This window comes from Streptomyces populi (genome assembly GCF_002911015.1).
GTDB classification, from domain to species: Bacteria; Actinomycetota; Actinomycetes; order Streptomycetales; family Streptomycetaceae; genus Streptomyces; species Streptomyces populi.
The window spans coordinates 30,627-50,760 of record NZ_KZ626858.1 but is presented as its reverse complement, the minus strand read 5'-3'; the positions used below and the strand labels follow the sequence as shown (position 1 = coordinate 50,760).

At 73.2% G+C, this 20,134-nt stretch carries 18 protein-coding genes; 9 read left to right on the top strand and 9 right to left on the bottom strand.

Annotated elements, in window-relative coordinates; genetic code table 11:
- Window positions 1-42 precede the first annotated feature (42 nt).
- The gene (locus CW362_RS12735; protein WP_103549529.1) at window positions 43-1,479 is read left to right on the top strand and encodes a hydrolase; all 1,437 of its coding nucleotides are present in this window, start codon (window positions 43-45) and stop codon (window positions 1,477-1,479) included.
- A gap of 57 nt (window positions 1,480-1,536) precedes the next feature.
- Here CW362_RS12735 and CW362_RS12730 read toward each other — a convergent pair whose 3' ends face one another.
- Window positions 1,537-2,718, bottom strand: a complete 1,182-nt coding sequence (locus CW362_RS12730) for an ROK family transcriptional regulator (protein WP_103549568.1) — start codon at window positions 2,716-2,718, stop codon at window positions 1,537-1,539.
- Between the two features lie 197 nt (window positions 2,719-2,915).
- On the opposite strand from CW362_RS12730, the gene CW362_RS12725 reads away from it, so the two are divergent.
- On the top strand, window positions 2,916-4,370 hold the full coding sequence (locus tag CW362_RS12725) for an APC family permease (protein ID WP_103549528.1): 1,455 nt from the start codon (window positions 2,916-2,918) through the stop codon (window positions 4,368-4,370).
- Between the two features lie 146 nt (window positions 4,371-4,516).
- Here CW362_RS12725 and CW362_RS12720 read toward each other — a convergent pair whose 3' ends face one another.
- Entirely contained in the window at window positions 4,517-5,089 is a 573-nt protein-coding gene (locus CW362_RS12720) for a GNAT family N-acetyltransferase (RefSeq protein ID WP_103549527.1), read from the bottom strand.
- 158 nt (window positions 5,090-5,247) lie between these two features.
- Between CW362_RS12720 and CW362_RS12715 the strand changes: the two genes are divergently transcribed.
- Window positions 5,248-6,783, top strand: coding sequence for an AMP-binding protein (locus CW362_RS12715; protein ID WP_103549526.1), 1,536 nt, complete (start codon window positions 5,248-5,250; stop codon window positions 6,781-6,783).
- Between the two features lie 51 nt (window positions 6,784-6,834).
- On the opposite strand, the gene CW362_RS12710 is transcribed toward CW362_RS12715, so the two are convergent.
- On the bottom strand, window positions 6,835-7,437 hold the full coding sequence (locus CW362_RS12710) for a TetR/AcrR family transcriptional regulator (RefSeq protein WP_103549525.1): 603 nt from the start codon (window positions 7,435-7,437) through the stop codon (window positions 6,835-6,837).
- Window positions 7,438-7,542: 105 nt separating this feature from the next.
- Between CW362_RS12710 and CW362_RS12705 the strand changes: the two genes are divergently transcribed.
- The 5 genes from CW362_RS12705 to CW362_RS12685 all read left to right on the top strand — a co-directional run bounded on the left by CW362_RS12705 (window position 7,543) and on the right by CW362_RS12685 (window position 12,638).
- Window positions 7,543-8,361 (top strand): MBL fold metallo-hydrolase, encoded by an 819-nt coding sequence (locus CW362_RS12705; protein ID WP_103549524.1) that lies wholly within the window; start codon window positions 7,543-7,545, stop codon window positions 8,359-8,361.
- Window positions 8,362-8,492: 131 nt separating this feature from the next.
- Window positions 8,493-9,818, top strand: coding sequence for an NAD(P)/FAD-dependent oxidoreductase (locus CW362_RS12700; protein ID WP_103549523.1), 1,326 nt, complete (start codon window positions 8,493-8,495; stop codon window positions 9,816-9,818).
- Window positions 9,815-10,546, top strand: a complete 732-nt coding sequence (locus CW362_RS12695; RefSeq protein WP_103549522.1) for a DUF1365 domain-containing protein — start codon at window positions 9,815-9,817, stop codon at window positions 10,544-10,546. Before CW362_RS12700 ends, CW362_RS12695 begins: the two co-directional genes overlap by 4 nt.
- Window positions 10,543-11,835 (top strand): SAM-dependent methyltransferase, encoded by a 1,293-nt coding sequence (locus CW362_RS12690; protein WP_103549521.1) that lies wholly within the window; start codon window positions 10,543-10,545, stop codon window positions 11,833-11,835. Before CW362_RS12695 ends, CW362_RS12690 begins: the two co-directional genes overlap by 4 nt.
- Complete coding sequence (locus CW362_RS12685; RefSeq protein WP_103549520.1) at window positions 11,832-12,638, top strand: DUF1295 domain-containing protein; 807 nt, start codon at window positions 11,832-11,834, stop codon at window positions 12,636-12,638. The genes CW362_RS12690 and CW362_RS12685 overlap by 4 nt, the downstream gene beginning before the upstream one ends.
- 63 nt (window positions 12,639-12,701) lie before the next feature.
- Here the strand turns inward: CW362_RS12685 and CW362_RS12680 are convergent, their stop codons facing one another.
- The 3 genes from CW362_RS12680 to CW362_RS12670 form a co-directional block, all read right to left on the bottom strand.
- Window positions 12,702-13,463, bottom strand: coding sequence for an anti-sigma factor (locus CW362_RS12680; protein WP_103549519.1), 762 nt, complete (start codon window positions 13,461-13,463; stop codon window positions 12,702-12,704).
- On the bottom strand, window positions 13,460-14,044 hold the full coding sequence (locus CW362_RS12675) for a sigma-70 family RNA polymerase sigma factor (protein WP_103549518.1): 585 nt from the start codon (window positions 14,042-14,044) through the stop codon (window positions 13,460-13,462). The genes CW362_RS12680 and CW362_RS12675 overlap by 4 nt, the downstream gene beginning before the upstream one ends.
- Before the next feature lie 156 nt (window positions 14,045-14,200).
- Window positions 14,201-14,794 (bottom strand): sigma-70 family RNA polymerase sigma factor, encoded by a 594-nt coding sequence (locus tag CW362_RS12670; protein WP_103549517.1) that lies wholly within the window; start codon window positions 14,792-14,794, stop codon window positions 14,201-14,203.
- A 112-nt stretch (window positions 14,795-14,906) separates the two neighbouring features.
- Here CW362_RS12670 and CW362_RS12665 point away from each other — a divergent pair, with 112 nt between their 5' ends.
- A complete protein-coding gene (locus tag CW362_RS12665) occupies window positions 14,907-15,920 on the top strand; it encodes a MerR family transcriptional regulator (protein WP_103549516.1) in 1,014 nt (337 codons plus the stop codon).
- 98 nt (window positions 15,921-16,018) lie between these two features.
- On the opposite strand, the gene CW362_RS12660 is transcribed toward CW362_RS12665, so the two are convergent.
- The 3 genes from CW362_RS12660 to CW362_RS12650 all read right to left on the bottom strand — a co-directional run bounded on the left by CW362_RS12660 (window position 16,019) and on the right by CW362_RS12650 (window position 20,117).
- Window positions 16,019-16,810, bottom strand: coding sequence for a DUF4142 domain-containing protein (locus tag CW362_RS12660; RefSeq protein WP_206300941.1), 792 nt, complete (start codon window positions 16,808-16,810; stop codon window positions 16,019-16,021).
- Between the two features lie 210 nt (window positions 16,811-17,020).
- Window positions 17,021-18,394 (bottom strand): cryptochrome/photolyase family protein, encoded by a 1,374-nt coding sequence (locus tag CW362_RS12655; RefSeq protein WP_103549515.1) that lies wholly within the window; start codon window positions 18,392-18,394, stop codon window positions 17,021-17,023.
- A gap of 196 nt (window positions 18,395-18,590) precedes the next feature.
- Window positions 18,591-20,117: an SDR family oxidoreductase gene (locus tag CW362_RS12650; protein WP_162684057.1), complete on the bottom strand. Its 1,527-nt coding sequence runs from the start codon at window positions 20,115-20,117 to the stop codon at window positions 18,591-18,593.
- Window positions 20,118-20,134: the final 17 nt, after the last annotated feature.

Below are 20,134 nucleotides of genomic sequence, written 5' to 3'. Positions count from 1 at the left end.
GCTCGAACCCCTGTTTCCCCACTCTGTACGGAGGTTTGACGGATGCTCGGATCAAGAAGGTTCCGCCGGAGACTCACCACCGGTCTCGCCGGACTGGGACTGCTCGTCACGGCGGGGGCCCTTCAGATCACCACCGACACACCGGCCCACGCGGCCACCGCCCACCGCGTGCTGTTCGACAACGGCCACGCCGAGACCGCGGGCAACGCGGACTGGATCATCTCCACCAGCCAGCCCGACCCGCTTGGCCAGAACTCCAGCCCGACCTCGGAGACCTCTTGGACGGGCGCGCTGTCCTCGTGGGGCGTGGCCCTCCAGAAGACCGGCAACTACAGCCTGAAGACGCTGCCCTCGGGCTCCAGTCTCACCTACGGCGGCACGGCCGCGACCGATCTGTCGAACTTCGACGAGCTGGTGCTGCCCGAACCCAACACGCTCTTCAGCACGGCGGAGAAGACCGCCATTATGACGTTCGTCAAGAACGGCGGCGGCCTCTTCATGATCTCCGACCACACCGGTGCCGACCGCAACAGCGACGGCTACGACGCGGTCGAGATCTTCAACGACCTGATGAGCAACAACAGCGTCGACAGCACCGACCCGTTCGGCTTCTCCATCGACACGCTGGACGTGAGCTCCGACTACCCGACCGCCATCAGCGACAGCGGCAACGCGGTCCTGCACGGCTCGTTCGGCACCGTCACCAAGAGCCTGATCGCCGACGGGACCACGGCCACGCTCAAGCCGGCCGACAACTCGGCCGTCAAGGGCCTGGTCTACCGGACCGGTTACTCCGGGAACACCGGCGCCTTCTTCGCGACCAGCACCTTCGGCAGCGGCAAGGTCGCCTTCTGGGGCGACAGTTCACCGATCGACGACGGCACCGGCCAGTCCGGCAACACGCTCTACGACGGCTGGAACGACACCGGCGCCACCAATGCCGCGCTCGCCCTCAACGCCACCGACTGGCTGGCCGGCACGAGCAGTGGCGGTGGCGGCGGCATCTGCACGGCCGCGCAGCTCCTCGCCAACCCGGGCTTCGAGTCCGGCGCCACGTCCTGGACCGCCACCAGCGGTGTCATCACCAACAGCTCCAGCGAGGCGGCCCGCACCGGTTCGTACAAGGCCTGGCTCAACGGCTACGGCTCGGCCAACACCGACACGCTCTCCCAGGCCGTGACCATCCCCTCGGGCTGCTCGGCCACCCTCAGCTTCTACCTGCACGTGGACACGGCCGAGACGACCACGACCACGGCCTACGACACCCTCAAGGCCCAGGTGCTCAACAGCGGCGGCACCGTGCTGTCGACCCTGGCCACGTACTCCAACCTGAACGCCGCGTCCGGTTACACGCGGCGCACGTTCAGCCTGGGCTCCACCTACGCCGGGCAGACGGTCACGATCAAGTTCACCGGCGTCGAGGGCTCCACGCTCCAGACGTCGTTCGTCCTCGACGACACCGCGCTCGACGTGAGCTGAGCCGGACCGGGGGAGGGGCGGGCCCGGTGGCGGGCCCGCCCCTCACGCCGTTCGGCTTCAGGAACCCGATCTGCGCTCGAACACCACGTCGCGTGCCGTCCCCAGAGCCGTGGCCACCGCGCCGAGCAGGACCGCGTCCTCCCCCAGACGGCCGGGCACGATCTTCGGGCGCAGGGGTGTGAGGGTGCGCAGGCTCTCGCGCACGGGCCGCAGCAGCAGGTCGACGCTGTGCCCGACCCCGCCGCCCAGAACGACCAGATCCGGGTCGAGCACCGCCGTCGCGGCCGCCACCGTGTGCGCGATCCGCTCTCCCTCCAGCCGGACCGCCTCGACCGCCGGGCCCTGCCCCTCCCGTGCCGCGTCGAAGACGGCCTTCGCGGTCAGCTGCCCGGTCATGCCGAAGTGCCGGGCGGCCTCGACGACGGCCTCGCCGGACACCGCCTCCTCCAGGGTCCCGGGCCCCCGCCGTCCCGGCCAGGGGAGGAAGCCGATCTCGCCGGCCCCGCCGTGCGCCCCCGTGAACAGCCGTCCCTCGCTGACGACGCCCATGCCGAGACCGGTGCCGATCATGATGTACGCGAACAGCCTGCTGCCCGCGCCGACCCCGTACGTGTACTCGCCGAGGGCCGCGAGGTTGGCGTCGTTGTGCACCTCCAGCGGGACGCCCAGTTCCTCGCGCATCCGGTCGAACAGACCCGCCCGGCCCCATCCGGGCAGATGCATCGCGTACCGGACCCGGCGCTGCTTCTCGTCGTACACGCCCGGTGTGCCCACCACCGCGTGCGCCACCTCGTGCGCCCCGGCACCGGAGTCGGCGACGACCTGACGGGCGGTGGACACCACGAGGTCGGCCATGGTCCCGGAGGTGCGGGCGCGGTTGCGCACGTCGGCGCGCGCGACCACCGAGCCGTCGAGATCGGCTACCGCCACGCGCAGCCAGCCTCGGCCTATGTCGATGCCGAGCGCGTACCCGGCGGCGGGGTCGGGGGCGTACAGGACGGCGACCCGGCCGCGCTCGGGCGCCCGCGTGCCGACCTCGTGGACGAGTCCCGCCTCCTCCAGCGCGGCGAGCGCGCTGGAGACGGTCGGCTTGGACAGCCCCGTCTCGCGGGCGAGCTGGGCGCGCGAGGCGGGGCCCCGGGCGCGCAGCCGGTCGAGGAGCAGCCGCTCGTTGGTGCTGCGCAGCCGACGGCGGTTCCAGGGCTGTCCGGGCTGCTCTGCGGCGTCGGTGGCGGGCATCGCGTCATTCTCGCTCATGCGTCACGCCCCCTTGACGCGCTTAGTAAGTCTCCTTAACTTTATCGCCCGGTCGGCCTCTCCGACGGGCCGAGGGGAGTCCGGCACGGGGCGGGCGCCCGCAGCCCTCGATCCCTCGGCCGTCCCCGGGGCGGCCGCCGCCTCGTACTTCTGCGCACGTTTCGTCCTGAGGAGGATCCGTGTCCGGTACCCCGTCGGCCGCCGGCGGCTTCGTCCGCCGCGTCGGCCTGTTCCAGGCCATCGCCATCAACATGAGCCAGATGTGCGGCATCGGGCCGTTCGTGACGATCCCGCTCATGGTCGCCGCGTTCGGTGGACCGCAGGCCGTCATCGGATTCGTCGCGGGCGCGCTGCTGGCGCTCGCCGACGGACTCGTCTGGGCCGAACTCGGCGCCGCGATGCCCGGTTCCGGCGGCAGTTACGTCTATCTGCGCCAGGCTTTCCAGTACCGCACCGGACGCCTGATGCCCTTCCTGTTCGTCTGGACGGCGATGCTCTTCATCCCGCTGATCATGTCCACGGGCGTGGTCGGCTTCGTCCAGTACCTCGGCTATCTGGTCCCCGACATGAGCAGGACCACCGGCGATCTCGTCGGACTCGGCATGGTCGCCCTCGTGGTCCTCCTGCTGTGGCGGGGGATCGAGCACATCGCGCGGATCACCGCCGTCATGTGGGCCGTGATGATCACCTCGGTCCTCCTCGTGATCGTCGCCGCCGCCACCGACTTCAGCGCCGCCCGCGCCTTCACCTACCCGGCGCACGCGTTCGCGCTGTCCACCGGCCACTTCTGGGTCGGCTTCGCCGCGGGCCTGACCATCGGCATCTACGACTACCTCGGCTACAACACCACCGCGTACATGGGCGCCGAGATCAAGGACCCGGGCCGCACCCTGCCCCGTTCCATCGTCTGCTCCATCCTCGGCATCATGGCGATCTACCTGCTGCTCCAGATCGGCACGCTCGGCGTCATCGACTGGGAGCGGATGACCGACCCGGGCGACGTCGCCTCCACCTCGGTGGCCTCGGCGGTCATGGAGGAGACCTGGGGCAAGGGGGCCGCCGACACGGTCACCGTCCTCATCCTGATCACCGCGCTCGCCTCGGTCTTCACCGGGCTGCTGGGCGGTTCGAGAGTGCCCTACGACGCCGCCCGCGAGGGCGTGTTCTTCCGCCCCTACGCCAGACTGCACCCCAGGCACCGCTTCCCGACGCTGGGTCTGGCCACCATGGGCGTCATCACGGCGGTCGGGTTCCTGATCGGCCGCCACACCGACCTCGCCACCCTCATCCAGCTGCTGACCACCGTCATGGTGATCGTCCAGGCGCTGGCCCAGGTCGTCGCCCTGTCGGTGCTGCGCCGACGGCAGCCGGGACTGCGCCGTCCGTACCGGATGTGGCTCTACCCCCTGCCGAGCCTCCTCGCCCTCGCCGGCTGGCTCACCATCTACGGGTACGCGGACAAGAACTCCCCGGGCCGCCACCCCATCGAGTGGTCGCTGGCCTGGCTCGCCCTCGGCCTGGTCGCCTTCGCCGTCTGGGCCCGGCTGGAGAAGGTGTGGCCCTTCGGTCCGAAGGAGGTCAGCGAGGAGTACCTGGCGGCGCCGCCCCCGGAGGCGGAGCCCGCGGAGGCGTGACGGACGGCCGTACGGTACGACGGCACAGGGCGTCCCGGACGTGTGACGCCGGAGCGCCCGCCACCGCCGGAGCCCTGCCCTGTCCGTTCCTCCGTTCCACGGGGGCCGTCCGCGCTCCCGAGGCGGTCGCCCTCCCGGAGGGCCCCTCACCCGAGGTGCGGCCCGTCGTCCCCGAGATGGCTCCAGGTCCGCAGGACGACGTCCCGGCCCTTCGCCGTACGGATGACGGGATCGTCGTCGGTGCGGGCGAAGCCCGTCGCCCGGGCGACCGCCTCGCTCGCGGTGTTCCCGTCCTCGATGCACAGCACGACACGCCGGCCGCCGACGCGGCGGTGGGCGAAGTCGACGACGAGCCGGACCGCGCGGGTCGCGAGTCCCAGGCCCCGGTGGGCGGCCCCCACGCCGTAGGCCAGCTCGACGTCACGGTCGTCGGCCGTGCCGGGGAACAGCAGGATCTCGCCCCGGGGCCGCGCGCCGTCCGTGGTGATGGCCAGCTGCGCGCCCCGTCCCTCGGCGTTCTTCTGCTGGGCCGCCGCGAGATAGGCGAGCGCCGCCTCGGTGTCGAAGGGCGAGACGACCGGCGTCCACCGGTCGATCTCGGGATCGTCGTAGAGCGCGACGAGGTCCTCGACGTCGTCGTCGGACCACTCGCGCAGGTGCAGCCCCAGCCCGCCGATGCGCAGGGGCCGGGGGAAGTCGAACGTCGGTCGGCTGTCCATCGGACGATCGTGACGTGCCGGGCGGGCGAAGACCAAGGAGGCGAGGACACGCACAAGGATCCGGACACCGCGGCCGGTGACCGATCGGGTGCCGTCCGGATGCGCGGGGGCCGGGTCACGATAGAAAGGGGACATCGTCCGATCGTCGGGAGGCCGTGATGCTCGTCCCCTTCGGAGCCCTTGATTTCCTGGACCGCGCCGTCACCGTGTACGGCGACCGCCTCGGTGTCGTCGACGAACCCGACCAGCCGGCCGAGCCCTGGGAGGGGCTGACCTATCGGCGCGTCGGCGAACTGGCCAGAGCCCAGGCCGCCGGGCTCGACGCGCTGGACGTCCCGCACGGCGCGCGCGTGGCCGTCGTCTCGCCCAACAGTGCCAGGCTCCTCACCTCGTTCTTCGGCGTCAGCGGTCACGGCCGGGTCCTCGTACCGGTCAACTTCCGGCTGACGGCCGAGGAGGTGGGTTACATCGTCGAGCACTCGGGCGCGAGCGTCCTGCTCGTCGACCCCGAACTGGCCGACCGACTCGCCGGGGTCGCCTGCAAGCACCGCTTCACCCTCGGAGCCGTCGCGGACGCCGAGCTGTACCGCTTCGGCACCGACCCCCGCCCCTGGGAGCCGGACGAGAACGCGACCGCCACCATCAACTACACCAGCGGTACGACGGCCCGGCCCAAGGGCGTCCAGATCACGCACCGCAACATCTGGGTCAACGCCACGACCTTCGCCTTGCACGCCGGTGTCACCGATCGCGACGTCTATCTGCACACCCTGCCCATGTTCCACGCGAACGGCTGGGGGATGCCCTTCGCGATGGCGGGCCTCGGCGTCCGGCAGATCGCGCTGCGCAAGGTCGACGGGGCGGAGATCCTGCGCCGGGTCGCCGAGCACGGGGTGACGGTGATGTGCGCGGCCCCGGCCGTCGTCAACGCCGTGCTGGCCGCCGCCGAGTCCTGGGAGGGCGAGATCCCCGGCCGCGACCGGGTCCGCATCATCGTCGCCGGGGCGCCGCCGCCCACGAGGACCGTCGCACGGGTCGAGTCCCTGCTGGGCTGGGAGTTCATCCAGATCTACGGCCTCACCGAGACCTCGCCCCTGCTCACCGTCAACCGCACCCGCTCCGAATGGGACGGCCTCGACCCGCAGGCGCGGGCCGAGAAGCTGGTGCGCGCCGGTGCCCCCGCGCTCGGCGTGAGCCTGCGCACCGCGCCCGACGGGGAGATCCTCGCGCGCTCCAACGTCGTCCTGGAGGGGTACTGGGAGCAGCCCGAGGAGACCGGACGGGCGCTGGCCGACGGCTGGTTCCACACCGGGGACGGCGGATCCATCGGCGAGGACGGCTATCTGACGATCAGTGACCGCAAGAAGGACGTGATCATCACGGGCGGGGAGAACGTGTCCTCGATCGAGGTGGAGGACACGCTCTTCAGCCATCCCGCGGTCGCCGAGGTCGCGGTCATCGGCGTGCCGCACGAGAAGTGGGGCGAGACGGTCAAGGCCCTGGTGGTCCTCGCCCCGGACACGGAGGCGACGGAGAGCGAGCTGATCGGGTACTGCAAGGAGCGTCTCGCCGGGTACAAGGCGCCGACCTCGGTCGAGTTCCGGGGCGAGCTGGCCCGGACGGCCACCGGCAAGCTCCAGAAGTACAAGCTGCGCCGGCCGTACTGGGAAGGGCACGACCGGGACGTCAACTGAGCCTCCCCCCGGGCGGCTTCGCCCGGCCCCGGGCTTCTTGGAGGTGAATCCTCAGGGCGCGCCGAGCAGCCGGGCGACGGCGCGGCGCGCCCGGTCCGGTGCCTGCGGGTCGCGGTGCAGCTTGATGGACTGGCCGGCCGCGAGGACCACTCCGCCCAGCTCGAAGGCGAGCTGGTCCACGTCCGTGTCCTCGGGGAGCTCGCAGGCCCCGATGCCCGTGTCGATCTCCGCCTTGACGTACGCCGTCCACGTGCCCAGAGCGGCCAGGACCGCGTCGCGGACCGGGCCGGGGCGGCCGTCGAACTCGGTGGCCACCGAGGTGAGGAAGCAGCCGCCGTGGCCCTCGTCCTCGGCCATGTAGGCGATCCACTCGTCGTAGGTGCGGGCCAGTCGCTCCGTGCCGGGCCGCGCTCCGACCGCCCGTGCCGGGACCCGCAGGGTGAACCGCTCGACGGCCGCGTCCAGCACAGCGAGCTGGAGCGCCTCCTTGCTGCCGAAGTGGCCGATCACGCCGGCCTTGCTCATGGCCAGATCGGCGGCGAGCCGCCCGATGGTGAGCCCTTCGAGGCCCTCGGCGGAGGCCAGTGCCAGGGCGCTCCCGATGATCCGGTCGCGGGTGGCGGCGGTTTCGGCGACGGACTTGCGCGGGCTCATGCGCCCACTTTAACCTGACGACCGTTCGCTATTAGCTTACGAACGTTCGTTATCTAATGGTGGCGCCACCTGTGGACCCCCGTATGCGCCTGAGAGGGACTCATCGTGAAGATCCACCACCTGAACTGCGGTTCCCTGCGGACGATCGACACCGACGAGGGGGGTCTGCCCGCCGTGTGCCACTGCCTCCTCGTCGAGACCGACCGCGACGGTCTCGTCCTCGTCGACAGCGGCATCGGCACCGCGGACGTGGCCCGGCCCGAGGAGAGCCTCGGCGCGGACTTCCTCGGCCGCGCCCAGCCCGCCCTGGACCTCGCCGAGACCGCGCTGCACCAGGTCCGCGCCCTCGGCTTCCGGCCCGAGGACGTACGGCACGTCGTGCTCAGCCACCTCGACGTGGACCACGCCGGCGGCCTCCCCGACTTCCCCTGGGCCAAGATCCATCTGGGCGAGGCCGAGCACCGCGCGGCCATGGCGGCACCGGGCACCCATCCCGAGGACCGCGTCCGCTACCGGCCGTCCCAGTGGGCGCACCGACCGCACTGGGTCACGTACGCGCAGCCCTCGGGGGACCCCTGGTTCGGCTTCGACGCGGTCCGGCCGCTGGAGGGCCTGGAGGCGGAGATCCTGCTCGTCCCGCTCGGCGGGCACACCCGGGGCCACAGCGCGATCGCCGTCGAGGACTCCGGCCGATGGCTCCTGCACTGCGGCGACGCGTACTACTTCCACCGCGAGGTCGACCCCGACCGTCCCGCGGGCCACCCGGGCCTGGACCTCCTCCAGCAGATCGCCGAGGTGGACCGGCCCCTGCGGCTCGCCAACCACGCGCGGCTGCGGGAACTGGTCCGCCTGCACGGCGGCGAGGTCGACGTCTTCAGCGCCCACGACCCCTGGGAACTGGCCCGGTACACCGGCGGGGCGTGAGCGTCCCCGCACGGCGGACCGGACGCCTTCCGCCCGTTTCACGACGGATCCCGTCCGGCCCCATCCGTTCGGCCTCCGGCTTCGGAATACCTCTCGAAGGCTCCGACCGGGAGCCGGGCGGGAGGAGACCGATGAGGCGAGGGCCGACGGACACCGGGGACGGCGGTGCCGGGCGCACCGGAGAGGAGCGGCGCGGAGCGCTCCGGCGCACGGCCGTGATCGGCGGGGGAGTGGCCGGGCTCACCGCGGCGTACGTCCTGAGCCGTGAACGGCCCGTGACCCTCTACGAGGCGGACGGCCGGCTCGGCGGACACGCGCACACCCACGACCTGACCTCGGCCGACGGACGCCTGCACCGCGTCGACTCGGGCTTCATCGTGCACAACCGCCGCACCTACCCCAACCTGCTGCGGCTGTTCGCCGAACTCGGCGTCGCCACCCAGGAGTCCGAGATGAGCATGTCGGTCCGGTGCGAGGGATGCGGGCTCCAGTACGCGGGCGCCCGCGGCCCCTCCGGCCTGTTCGCCCGGCCGAGCAGCGCGGTGCGCGGACCCTACCTGAGGATGCTCACCGAAGTGCCGGCGTTCCACCGCGCCGCCCGCCGGCTCCTCGCCGACGGCGACGAGGACGTCCTCACCCTGGGCGAGTTCATCGCCCGGCAGGGTTACTCGCCCTACTTCACCCGGCACTTCATGACCCCGCTCGTCTCCGCGGTCTGGTCCTGCGACGCGACGGCGGCCCTCCGCCACCCGGCCGCCCACCTGTTCCGCTTCCTGGAGCACCACGGCATGCTCTCCGTGGGCGGCTCGCCCGTCTGGCGCACGGTGACCGGAGGCTCCCGCTCCTACGTCGAGCGACTGGCCAAGGAACTCGACGCGGTGCACACCTCCACCCCGGTCCGCGCCGTGCGCCGCCACGCGGACGGGGTGGACGTCACCACCGAGGACGGCACCACCGACTCGTACGGCTCCGTGGTCGTCGCCTGCCACCCCGGCCAGGCCCTGCGGCTGCTCGCGGACCCCACCGACGAGGAACGCGAGGTGCTCGGGGCGTTCCGCTACTCGCGCAACACCACCCTCCTGCACACCGACACCGCGCTGCTGCCGAGCGCCCGCGGGGCGCGCGCCTCCTGGAACTATCTGATGCCCGCCTGCGACACCGGCGCCGACCGGGTCCGGGTCAGCTACGACATGAACCGGCTGCAACGGCTCGACGCACCCGAGACCTACGTCGTCACCCTCGGCGGCGAGGACCGGGTCGACCCCGCCCGGGTCCTGGCCCGCATGGAGTACGAACACCCCGTCTACACCCCGGAGTCCGTCGCCGCCCAGCGCCGGCTCCCCGCCCTGAACGGCCCGGTGACCGCGTATGCCGGTGCCTACCACGGCTGGGGCTTCCACGAGGACGGCTGCCGGTCCGGCGTCGAGGCGGCCGAGGCGCTGGGGGTGACCTGGTGACCGGCCCGCCCGCCCTCTACCCCTGCACGGTCGCGCACGTACGGACCTCGCCCACCCGGTACGCGCTGCGCCACCGCACGTACATGTGGCTCACCGACCCCGACCGTCCGCCCCGACTGCCGTACGCACTGCGCCCGTTGGCCCGGTTCGACCCCCGGGACCACTTCGACGGCGACCAGCCGAGCATCCGCGCGGGCCTGGACCGCTTCCTCGCCGCGCACGGCGTCGACCTGCGCGGCGGGCCGGTGCTGATGCTCGCCCACGCTCGCGTCCTCGGCCATGTCTTCAACCCGTTGACCCTGTACTGGTGCCACGATCCCGACGGCACCCCGCGCTGCGTCGTCGCCGAGGTGCACAACACCTACGGCGAACGGCACTCCTACCTGCTGCGTCCCGACGGCGGTGGAACCGCGCGGACCCGCAAGGAGTTCTACGTGTCGCCGTTCTTCCCCGTCGACGGCGCCTACCGGATGCGGCTGCCCGAGCCCGGAGGCCGCCTCGACCTGACGGTACATCTGGAACGCGCGGGTACCCGGCCCTTCACCGCCACCGTGCGCGGAACGCGGGAGGCCGTGACCACCGGCGCGCTGCTGCGTCAGACGCTGCGCCACCCGTGGTCCACCGTCGCCGTGTCCGCCGCCATCCGGCTGCACGGCATCCGCCTCCGGCTGCGCGGACTGCCCGTCCAGCCCCGCCCCCGTCGACGAGCCCCGGAGACAACGAGATGACGACAGCCGGATCCCGCCCGGTCGAGGCACCCCGCCAGGACACCGTTGAGGCATCCCGCCAGGACACCGGCCCGGTGCGCCGGCCGGGGGTGGCGGCCCCGCCGCCGTCCTCGCGCGTCCGCACCGCCGTCACCCGCGCCCTGGTGCGCCGGGCGCTCGAGCGGCTGCCGCTGCGGGCGCGGTTCGCCGACGGAACCCGCGTCGGCCTCGGCGGCCCGGTCATCGACATCCACGACCCGGACGCCTTCCACCACCGCGTCGGCGTCCAGGGCCTCGTCGGCTTCGGCGAGTCCTACATGGCGGGGGAGTGGGACGCGCCGGACCTGGCCGCCGCGCTCACCGTGCTCGCCGGCGACGCGGCCCGGCTGGTCCCGGCCCCGTTGCAGAGGCTGCGGCGGCTCTGGGCGGTGCGCCGGCCGGACGTCCAGCGCAACACCCCCACGGGAGCCCGCGACAACATCAGCCACCACTACGACCTGTCCAACGACCTGTTCGCGCTCTTCCTCGACGACACCCTGAGCTATTCGTCGGCCCTCTTCCAGAGCTTTCCCGCCTCCTGGCCCCTGCTGGCAGCCGCCCAGCACCGCAAGATCGACCGGCTTCTGGACCTCGCGGAGGTGGGGCCCGGCACCCGGCTCCTGGAGATCGGCACCGGCTGGGGAGAACTGGCGATCCGTGCCGCCGCGCGCGGCGCCCGGGTCACCACCCTCACCCTCTCCCGGGAACAACAGGCCCTGGCCCGTGAGCGGGTGAGCGAGGCGGGCCTCGACGGGAGGGTGGACATCGAGCTGTGCGACTACCGCGAGGCCACCGGGACGTACGACGCCGTGGTCAGCGTCGAGATGGTCGAAGCCGTGGGCGAGGAGTTCTGGCCCGTCTACTTCGCCACCCTCGACGCACGGCTCGCCCCCGGCGGACGCGTCGCGCTCCAGGCGATCACCATGCCGCACGACCGCATGCTCGCCTCCCGCGACACCTACACCTGGATCCAGAAGTACGTCTTCCCCGGCGGGTTGCTGCCCTCCGTGGAGGCGGTGGAAGAGGTGACCCGCGCGCACACCGGCCTGCGCACCACCCGCAGGGACGCCTTCGGCGCGCACTACGCGGAGACCCTGCGGCTGTGGCGCGAGCGGTTCACCGAACGGGCCGACGACGTCGAGGCGCTCGGCTTCGGCGAGACCTTCCGCCGGATGTGGACCTTCTACCTCGCCTACTCCGAAGCAGGGTTCCGCTCCGGCTACCTGGACGTCCAGCAGTACCTGTTCACCAAGGAGGACCCCACGCCATGAGCGGTTTCCCCTGGGGGGAGTTCGCCCAGAACCTCGCTCTCGCGGCCGGAGCGGCGCTCGCCGTCATGCTCGTCGCCTTCGCGGTCGCCGTCCGCAAGGGGCTGCACCGGATCGTGGACGTCGCCTGGGGGACCGGCTTCACCGCGGTGGCCCTCGTCACCTTCCTGGCGTCCGCCGGAGAGGGCGACGAGGCCCGGCGCGTGCTCGTCACCGTGCTCACCTCGGTGTGGGGACTGCGGCTGGCCGTGCACATCGCGCGGCGCGGCCGGGGGCACGGGGAGGACCCGCGTTACGAAGCGCTGCTGTCCAAGGCGCCCGGCAACCGGAACCTCTACGCCCTGCGCATGGTCTACCTGTTGCAGGGCGCGCTCGTATGGCTGGTGTCACTGCCCGTCCAGGCCGCGCAGTACGTTCCCGGGCCGCTCACGGGCCTCGCCTGGGCGGGCACCGCGCTGTGGGCCGTCGGTCTGTTCTTCGAGGCGGTCGGCGACGCCCAGCTCGCCCGCTTCAAGGCCGATCCGGCGAACCGGGGCCACGTCATGGACCGCGGCCTGTGGGGCTGGACCCGCCACCCCAACTACTTCGGCGACTTCTGTGTCTGGTGGGGCCTGTTCCTGATCGCCTGCGACAGCCCGCAGTCGGCCGCCGTGGCCCTGGTGTCACCGCTGGTGATGAGCTACCTCCTGATCAACGGCAGCGGAAAGGCCATGCTGGAGCGCCACATGGCCGGGCGCCCGGGGTTCGCCGAATACGCGGCGCGCACCAGCGGCTTCTTCCCGCTGCCACCGAAGCCGCGCCGCTGACCGGACCCCGAGGTGCCCCGTCCCGGGCGTCCGTCCCCTCCCCCGAACCGAGGGGACGGACGCTCAGGCGGGCAGTCCCATCAGGGCCACCGGCGCGGAGGTCGGGCTCCGGGAGCCGCCGGCCGGCTCCACGGTGATCCCCATGCCGGACGCGCCGTCGACGGGACCCTCCATCAGCACGGCCCCGGTGCCGCGGCCCGGGTCCATCAGCCCGGCGGACCGCATGGTGCCCGCCTCGTCGAACCACAGCTGGTAGACCTTGCCGCCCGGCGGCTTCGCCATCCGCGAGGCGACGAACACCGCCCGGTCCCGGCTCCTGGAGACGACGACCGTGCCGCTCGCCCCGCCCGGCAGCTCCGTCGTACGCGACCTGGCGTCGGGGGCCGTGAGGACCGCGGCCACCTGGTCCGCACGCCGTTCGGCCCGCCGGGCCTGCTCCTGGGCGTTCTGGGCGTCCTGGGCGCGCTCGTGCTGCCACACCGCCGTACCGCCCAGCGCGGCCGCCGCGGCCAGGGCCGCGGCGAGCGCCCACCGTGAGGGCCGGCGCCGGCGGGCACCGACGGTCCGGAGCTCCCCGGGGGAGACCGTGCGCGGCGGCTCCTGCCGGACCGTGGTGATCCGCCGCATCACCTGGTCCTTGAGGGCGGGGTCCGGCGAAACGGTGACGGCCAGGCCGAGACGCGCGGCCGCGGCACTCAGCTCACGGACCTCCCGCGCGCAGTCGGCGCAGGCCGCGGCGTGCCGCTCGAAGCGCTCGCGCTCGTCGTCGTCCAGCGCGTGCAGCGCGTACGCGCCGGTCAGCGTGTGCAGGTCCGCCGCGGTCACACCGTCACCCCCAGGCAGTCGCGCAGCCGGATCAGACCGTCGCGCAGCCGCGTCTTGACCGTGCCGAGGGGAGTCGCCAGCAGCTCCGCCACCTCCCGGTAGGTCAGCCCCCGGTAGTAGGCCAGTGTCACCGACTGGCGCTGGAGCTCCGTCAGGGTGCGCAGACAGCGCCTCACCTGCTCACGCTCCAGGCGCGCCTCGACCTGCTCGGTCACCTCGTCGAAAGCGGGCGTCCGGTCGAGCAGGGCGGCCTTGTGCTCGCGCGCCGTCGAGGCCTCGACCGAGCGCACCCGGTCCACGGCCCGCTGATGGGTGAGGACGAGGACCCAGTTCAGCACCGACCCGCGCTCGGGCCGGTAGCGGGCGGCGGTCCGCCACACCTCGACCAGCACCTCCTGGGCGACCTCCTCCGACTGCGCCCGGTCGCGCAGCACCCCGCGCACGACGCCGAGGACGGGGCCCGCCACCACGTCGTACAGCGCGGCGAACGCCTCATGGTCGCCCCGGGCGACCCGGGCCATGAGATCCGGCAGGTCCGGCCCGGCGGACGGGTTCCGTCCGATCTCCACGGCTTCCTTCACGGTGGGCCCTCCAGGACGCGTCGACGGTTCGGATGTGATCCGAGGCGGATGGGGCGGCGGATCGGTCCGCGGACGGGAAGATCCCGGGCCCGCTCGTGCCCGTACGGGCCCGCCCGGGCGCCCGCCGCCGGGAGCGGACGCCCGGGCCGCCCGGGCTCAGACCTCGGCCGCCGGGCGCAGACAGTCGCGCAGCTGGTGCATGCCGCGCCGGGAGTGGCTCTTGACCGTGCCCAGCGGCCAGCCGGTGCGCTGGGCGATCTGCGTCTGGGTGAGGTCCTCGTAGAACGCGAGGTGCAGGACCCGGCGCTGCGGTGTCGGGAGCTTGGCCAGCTCGTGCCGGACGAGGACACGGTCCAGCGTGGCCTCGGGGCGGGTCCGGGTGTCGTCGGCGAGGACCAGCAGGGCACCGGCCGCGCCCACCAGTTCGCTGCGCCGGGTCCGTGCGGACAGGGCGTCGGCGATCTTGCGCCGGGTGATGCCGACGAGCCAGCCGGCGACCGTGCCGCGCTCCGGGCGGTAGCCGCGCGCGCCCCGCCACACGGCGAGGAACACCTGCTGGGTGACGTCCTCCGCCTCACGCGCGTCGCCCAGCGAGCGCCGGGCGAGTGCCTGGACGAGGGGCGCCCAGCGCCGGTAGGCGGTGGCCAGCGAGGACTCGTCCCCGTCGACGATGCCGCGGGCCAGGTCCACGTCCGTGATCGCGTCCCCGGCCTCTGCGGTCGGCTGCTCGGCGGTCGGATCTGCGCTCATGGCCACGGCTCCTCGCTCCGGGAACTCCCTGTGTGGGGCCCCGTGAACCGATTGTGTGAACCATGGGACAGAGGCGACAACTCGCATCGTTTCTGCGTCGTATAGTCGCCGTATGGGTGAGAGCCGGTCGGATCAGCGACGGTCGGACCAGGGTCGGGAGCCGGGCGAGGGATCCGCCGAAGCCGGTGTCACCACCGGCGCGCTGGCCCGCCGCCTCGGCGTGTCACCCACCACGCTGCGTTCCTGGGACCGCAGGTACGGAATGGGGCCCGCCGTCCGGTCCGGCGGGCGGCACCGCCGCTGGACGCCCCAGGACGTGGCGATGCTCGAGGAGATGTGCCGGCTGACCTCGGCCGGAGTGCCGCCCGCCGAGGCGGCCCGGGCGGCCAAGGGCTGGTCCGACCCCCTGACACCCGGGACCGGGGCCGCGGCCGACGAGCCGGTCTCCCTCGCGCGGGCGGCCGGGGCGGAGCCCCTCGGGGACCCCCGGCAGGAGTGCAAGGGCCTGGCGCGCGCCGCCGTACGGCTCGACGCGCCTTCCGTGGACGACCAGTTGACCTCGCTCGTGGAGCGGCACGGCGTGGTCGTCGGCTGGGAGGAGGTGATGGTGCCGGCCCTGCACGCGGTGGGCCGCAAGTGGGAGACCGCCGGGGACCGCTACGTGGAGGTGGAGCACCTGCTGTCGTGGCACATCTCCCGCGTGCTGCACCGCGCTTCCGGACCGGTGGGTCCCGGAGCGCCGGCCACCGGTGCGGGACCGATCGTGCTGGCCTGCGTGCCGGGCGAGCAGCACTGCCTCCCGCTGGAGGCCTTGCACGCGGGGCTCGTCGAACGGGGCCTGCCCACCCGGATGTTCGGCCCCGCCGTACCCCCGGAGGCGCTGACCGCGGCGGTGCGGCGACTGGGGCCGGTCGCCGTCGTGCTGTGGTCCCAGACCCGCTCCACGGCCGACCGCCCCCTGGCCCGGCACATCGCGGCCACCACCTGGGGGGTCAAGGGCGCCCGCGGACGTCCCGCCGTCCTCCTCGGCGGCCCCGGCTGGGCCGGGCGCCCGGAGCCGGACATGCTCCGGCCGGCGGGCCTGCGGGAGGCCCTCACCGCGCTGACGAGCCTGGCCGACGGCTGAACGCACCGGCGCCGGGCCGGCCGTGTGCGCCGCCCGCGCGGCCGCCGTCGCGAACCCCCGGCCGGGCGGCCGCCGTTCCCGCTCCCGTGACCGTCCGGTCAGCCCACCGTCGGCGTCGGAGAGGGCAGCTGCGCCCCGCCCGCGGGCAGCGACGCCCCGCCCGCAGGCAGCGACGCTCCGCCCGAGGGGAGCGCGGCCCCGCCCGCCGGGGGCGTCAGGACGACCTCGGGCTCGCCGGGCTGCGGCGCGGGAGGCGTCAGGTTGACCGCGGGCACCTTCGGGAGGGAGGTCTCCTGGATGATCACCTGGTCGAAGTCGACCAGTCCGGTCTTCTCCATCACGGTGATGTGGTCCAGCACGGTGTCGTTGGCCTGGTCGGCGAGCTGCCGCACGAGCGTGTTCTCGGTCGTGGCGCGGATCTTCGCCACGGTCGAGAAGATCTGTCCGTGGGTCAGGCGCAGGATGTTGGCGAAGTCCGTGTTGAACTTCGAGCCGGAGTCCGCGCTCAACGTCGACACGAAGCCCTGCTGCTGCGGGGACGGTTTGTTGGGGAGCGTGATGCCGAGTTCCTTGGCGACCTTGCGGCTCGTGGCGTCCAGCCCGGCGTGACCCGCGATCAGGTGCTCCCCCGCCGTGCGGACCTCCGGTGTGGTCCCCTTCTGCAAAGCGAGCTGACCGACCGGGTACTCCCACAGTCCCGCCGCGCGCACCTTGACGACGAAGTCGCGGTCGGCCTCGGTCAGCGGCCCCGAGGAGGGGTTGGCGATGACACGGACCGGAGCGGCGGACGTGGTCTGGACCCCCAGCATGGCCGGATAGGCGAGCGCGGCCAGGGTCAGCGTCAACGCACCGGTCACGACGAGGGTTCCCACGTTCCGTGTAATGCGCATCGGGCAGCCTCCTGGGGGCGGGTACGGCGGTTCCGGAGCCGTGGCTCCGGGGTGGCCGCGCGGTGGATCCGGTGCACGCGGATCCGGTACGAGTGGTTCGGACGACCACTTGTACGGCGGCGCACCGCTGAGAAATCTCTACAACAGGTAAAATCCTCGGCAGTTTATATTCGGCTCGGCCCGTTCCTGCACCCGGCCATGGTGACGCCGTCAGTCCAGGCCCCGGGCCCTCCTGAACCGGGCCAGTCCCTCGGACAGGTCGACGATCGGGTCCGGGTAGTCGCGGGCGGCCCGGTCCGGGCCCCGGAGCTTCCACGGCTCGTGCACGGCACGGCCAGCGATTCCGGCCAACTCGGGCACCCAGCGCCGGACATATGCCCCGTCCGGGTCGTAACGCCTGGCCTGGGCCACCGGGTTCAGGACACGGTTGGGCCGGCTGTCCGTGCCCGTTCCCGCCATCCACTGCCAGTTGAGCTGGTTGTCGGCGACGTCGCCGTCCACCAGCAGGTCCAGGAAGTGCCGGGCCCCGACCCGCCAGTCCACGTACAGCGTCTTGACCAGGAAGCTCGCGGTGAGCAGGCGTCCCCGGTTGTGCATCCAGCCCTCGTGGCGCAACTGCCGCATCGCCGCGTCCACCACCGGATAGCCGGTCCGCCCCTCCCGCCACGCCTCGATGTCGTCCGCCGCCTCGGCCTCCGAGCGCCAACGGTCGTGCCGGGAACGGTAGTCGGTGGTGGACGCGTCCGGCCGGGCCGCCAGCACCTGGTGGTGGAAGTCCCGCCAGGCCAGCTGCCGCACGAACGCCTCGGCGCCCGGACCGCCCGCGCCGCGCGCCCGGTGGACCAGCTCGACCGGGGACAGCGTGCCGAAGTGCAGATGGGGGGAGAGCCGGGAGGTGGCGTCGCCGGGCAGGTCGTCGTGGCGGTCCTCGTACGCCCCGATCCCGTCGCGCAGCCAGGCCGTCAGCCGTTTCCTGGCCTCCTGCTCGCCGCCCCGGGCCAGCCCCTCGGACACCGAGGGCACCGCCGAGCGCGAGGGGACCGCCTCCGAACCGACGCCGTCCGGAACCCGGACGACCCGGGGGGCCGCGACCGGGTCCCGCAACGGCTGCCGCGCCCACTGCCGGTGGTACGGCGTGAAGACGGCGAAGTGGTCCGAGGCCGCCGGGGTCACGGCACCGGGGGCGAGCGCGGTGACCACCGCCTCGTGCACGTGCAGACGGCGTCCCTCCGCCTCCAGCGCGGAGCGCAGCCGCTCCTCCCGGCGCTGCGCGTACGCGCTGACCCCCGCCGCGGTGTGCACCTCGTCGGCGTCGGCCTCGGCAGCCGTCCTGGCCACCTCGGCCACCACGTCGCCGGAGCGCACCACCAGACGGCCGCCGCGTCCGCGGAGCCCCGCGTCCAGATCCGCCAGGCAGTCGGCGAGGAACGCCATCCGGTTGGGGGCGGTGAACCCGGCGCCGGCCACGGCCTCGTCACGGACGAAGAGCGGCACCACCGCGTCCGAGCCGTCGAGGGCGGCGCGCAGCGGCGGGTGGTCGTGCAGGCGCAGGTCGGAGGTGAACAGGACGATCGAGACGGTCATGGGGTGGCTCCGGGGCGGTGCTGGGGAGTACGGCGTCGGTCTGCTTCGGCTCGGGCGGCCGGTCCGGATGCGCCGCCCGGCTTCGCGGGGGGTACGGCTCGGGGCGACGGCCCGTCGTGGACGCGGGGGCCGACGGGAGGCCGCGGACGCGGGGCCGGTGACGGTCGTGGAGGAGGAGCCGCCGGCGGGCGCGGGGTCAGCGGGCGGGCGCGGGGGCCGTCGTGCCGGCGGGAGCGTTCTCGGCGGCCAGCGCGATGTTCCGGGCCATGCCGCCGAACACCACGGCGTGGAACGGCGAGACGCTCCACCAGTACAGCTGCCCGAGCAGCCCGTGCGGATGGAACAGGGCCCGCTGCCGGTAGCGCGTGCGCCCGTCGTCCGTCACCTCGGCGTACATCTCCAGCCACGCCAGCCCCGGCAGTCTCATCTCGGCCCGCAGCCGCAGCAGACGCCCCGGCTCGATCTCCTCCACCCGCCAGAAGTCGAGGGAGTCGCCCACCCGCAGCCGGCTGGCGTCCCGGCGTCCGCGCCGCAGGCCCACCCCGCCCACCAGCCGGTCCATCCAGCCGCGCACCGCCCAGGCCGGCGGGAAGGAGTACCAGCCGTTGTCACCGCCGATGCCCTCGACGACCCGCCACAGCTTCTCGGGCGACGCGTCCACGGTCAGTTCGCGTTCGTCCGTGTAGAGACTGCCGCCGGCCCAGTCGGGGTCGGTGGGCAGCGGATCGCTGGCCGTCCCGGGGTACGAGGCCGACGACCAGCGGGTGGTCACCTGGGCGTCGCGCACCCGCTGGAGCGCCAGGGACACCGCCGCGTCGAAGCCGATCGGCCGCCCCGGAGGATCGGGAACGTACCGGACGATGTCGTGCTCGCGGCACACGACCTCGTGCCGCAGCGACTCGGTGAGCGGGCGCGCGATCGACGCGGGCACCGGGGTGACCAGCCCGACCCAGTGACTGGACAGCCGGGGCGTGAGCACCGGCACCGGGAAGATCAGCCTGCGCGGCAGCCCGGCGACGGCCGCGTACCGCCGCATCATCTCCAGATACGTGAGGACGTCGGGACCGCCGATGTCGAAGGCGCGGTTGACCTCCGGGGGCATCCCGGCGCTGCCGACCAGCGTGCGCAGCACATCGCGTACGCCCATCGGCTGGATCCGGGTGTGCACCCAGCTCGGCGTCACCATCACCGGCAGCCGCTCGGTGAGGTAGCGCAGCATCTCGAAGGAGGCCGAGCCCGAGCCGATGATGACGGCGGCGCGGAGCACGGTCGTCGGTACCCCCGACCCGAGCAGGATGCGTCCCACCTCGGCCCGGGACCTCAGGTGCGGAGAGAGTTCCTCGACCGGCACGCCCGCGGGGGTGAGGCCGCCCAGGTAGACGATGCGCCGCACGCCCGCCGCCCGGGCCCGCTCACCGAAGATCCGGGCCGCCCTGCGGTCCGTCTCCTCGAAGTCGCGGCCCGAACCGATGGCGTGCACGAGGTAGTACGCGACCTCGCACCCGCGCAGCGCGTCGGCGACCGAGTCGGCGTCCGTGACGTCGCCGCGCACCACCTCCGCCTCGCCGGCCCAGGGATAGTCGCGCAGTTTGGCGGGGGAGCGGGCCAGACAGCGCACCCGGTACCCCTCTGCCAGCAGTTCGGGAACCAGCCGCCCGCCGATGTAGCCGGTGGCACCGGTCACCAGACACCTCGGGCCGGTGCGGGTCTCCTCGTCGCTCATGGGTCCTCCGTCGGTCG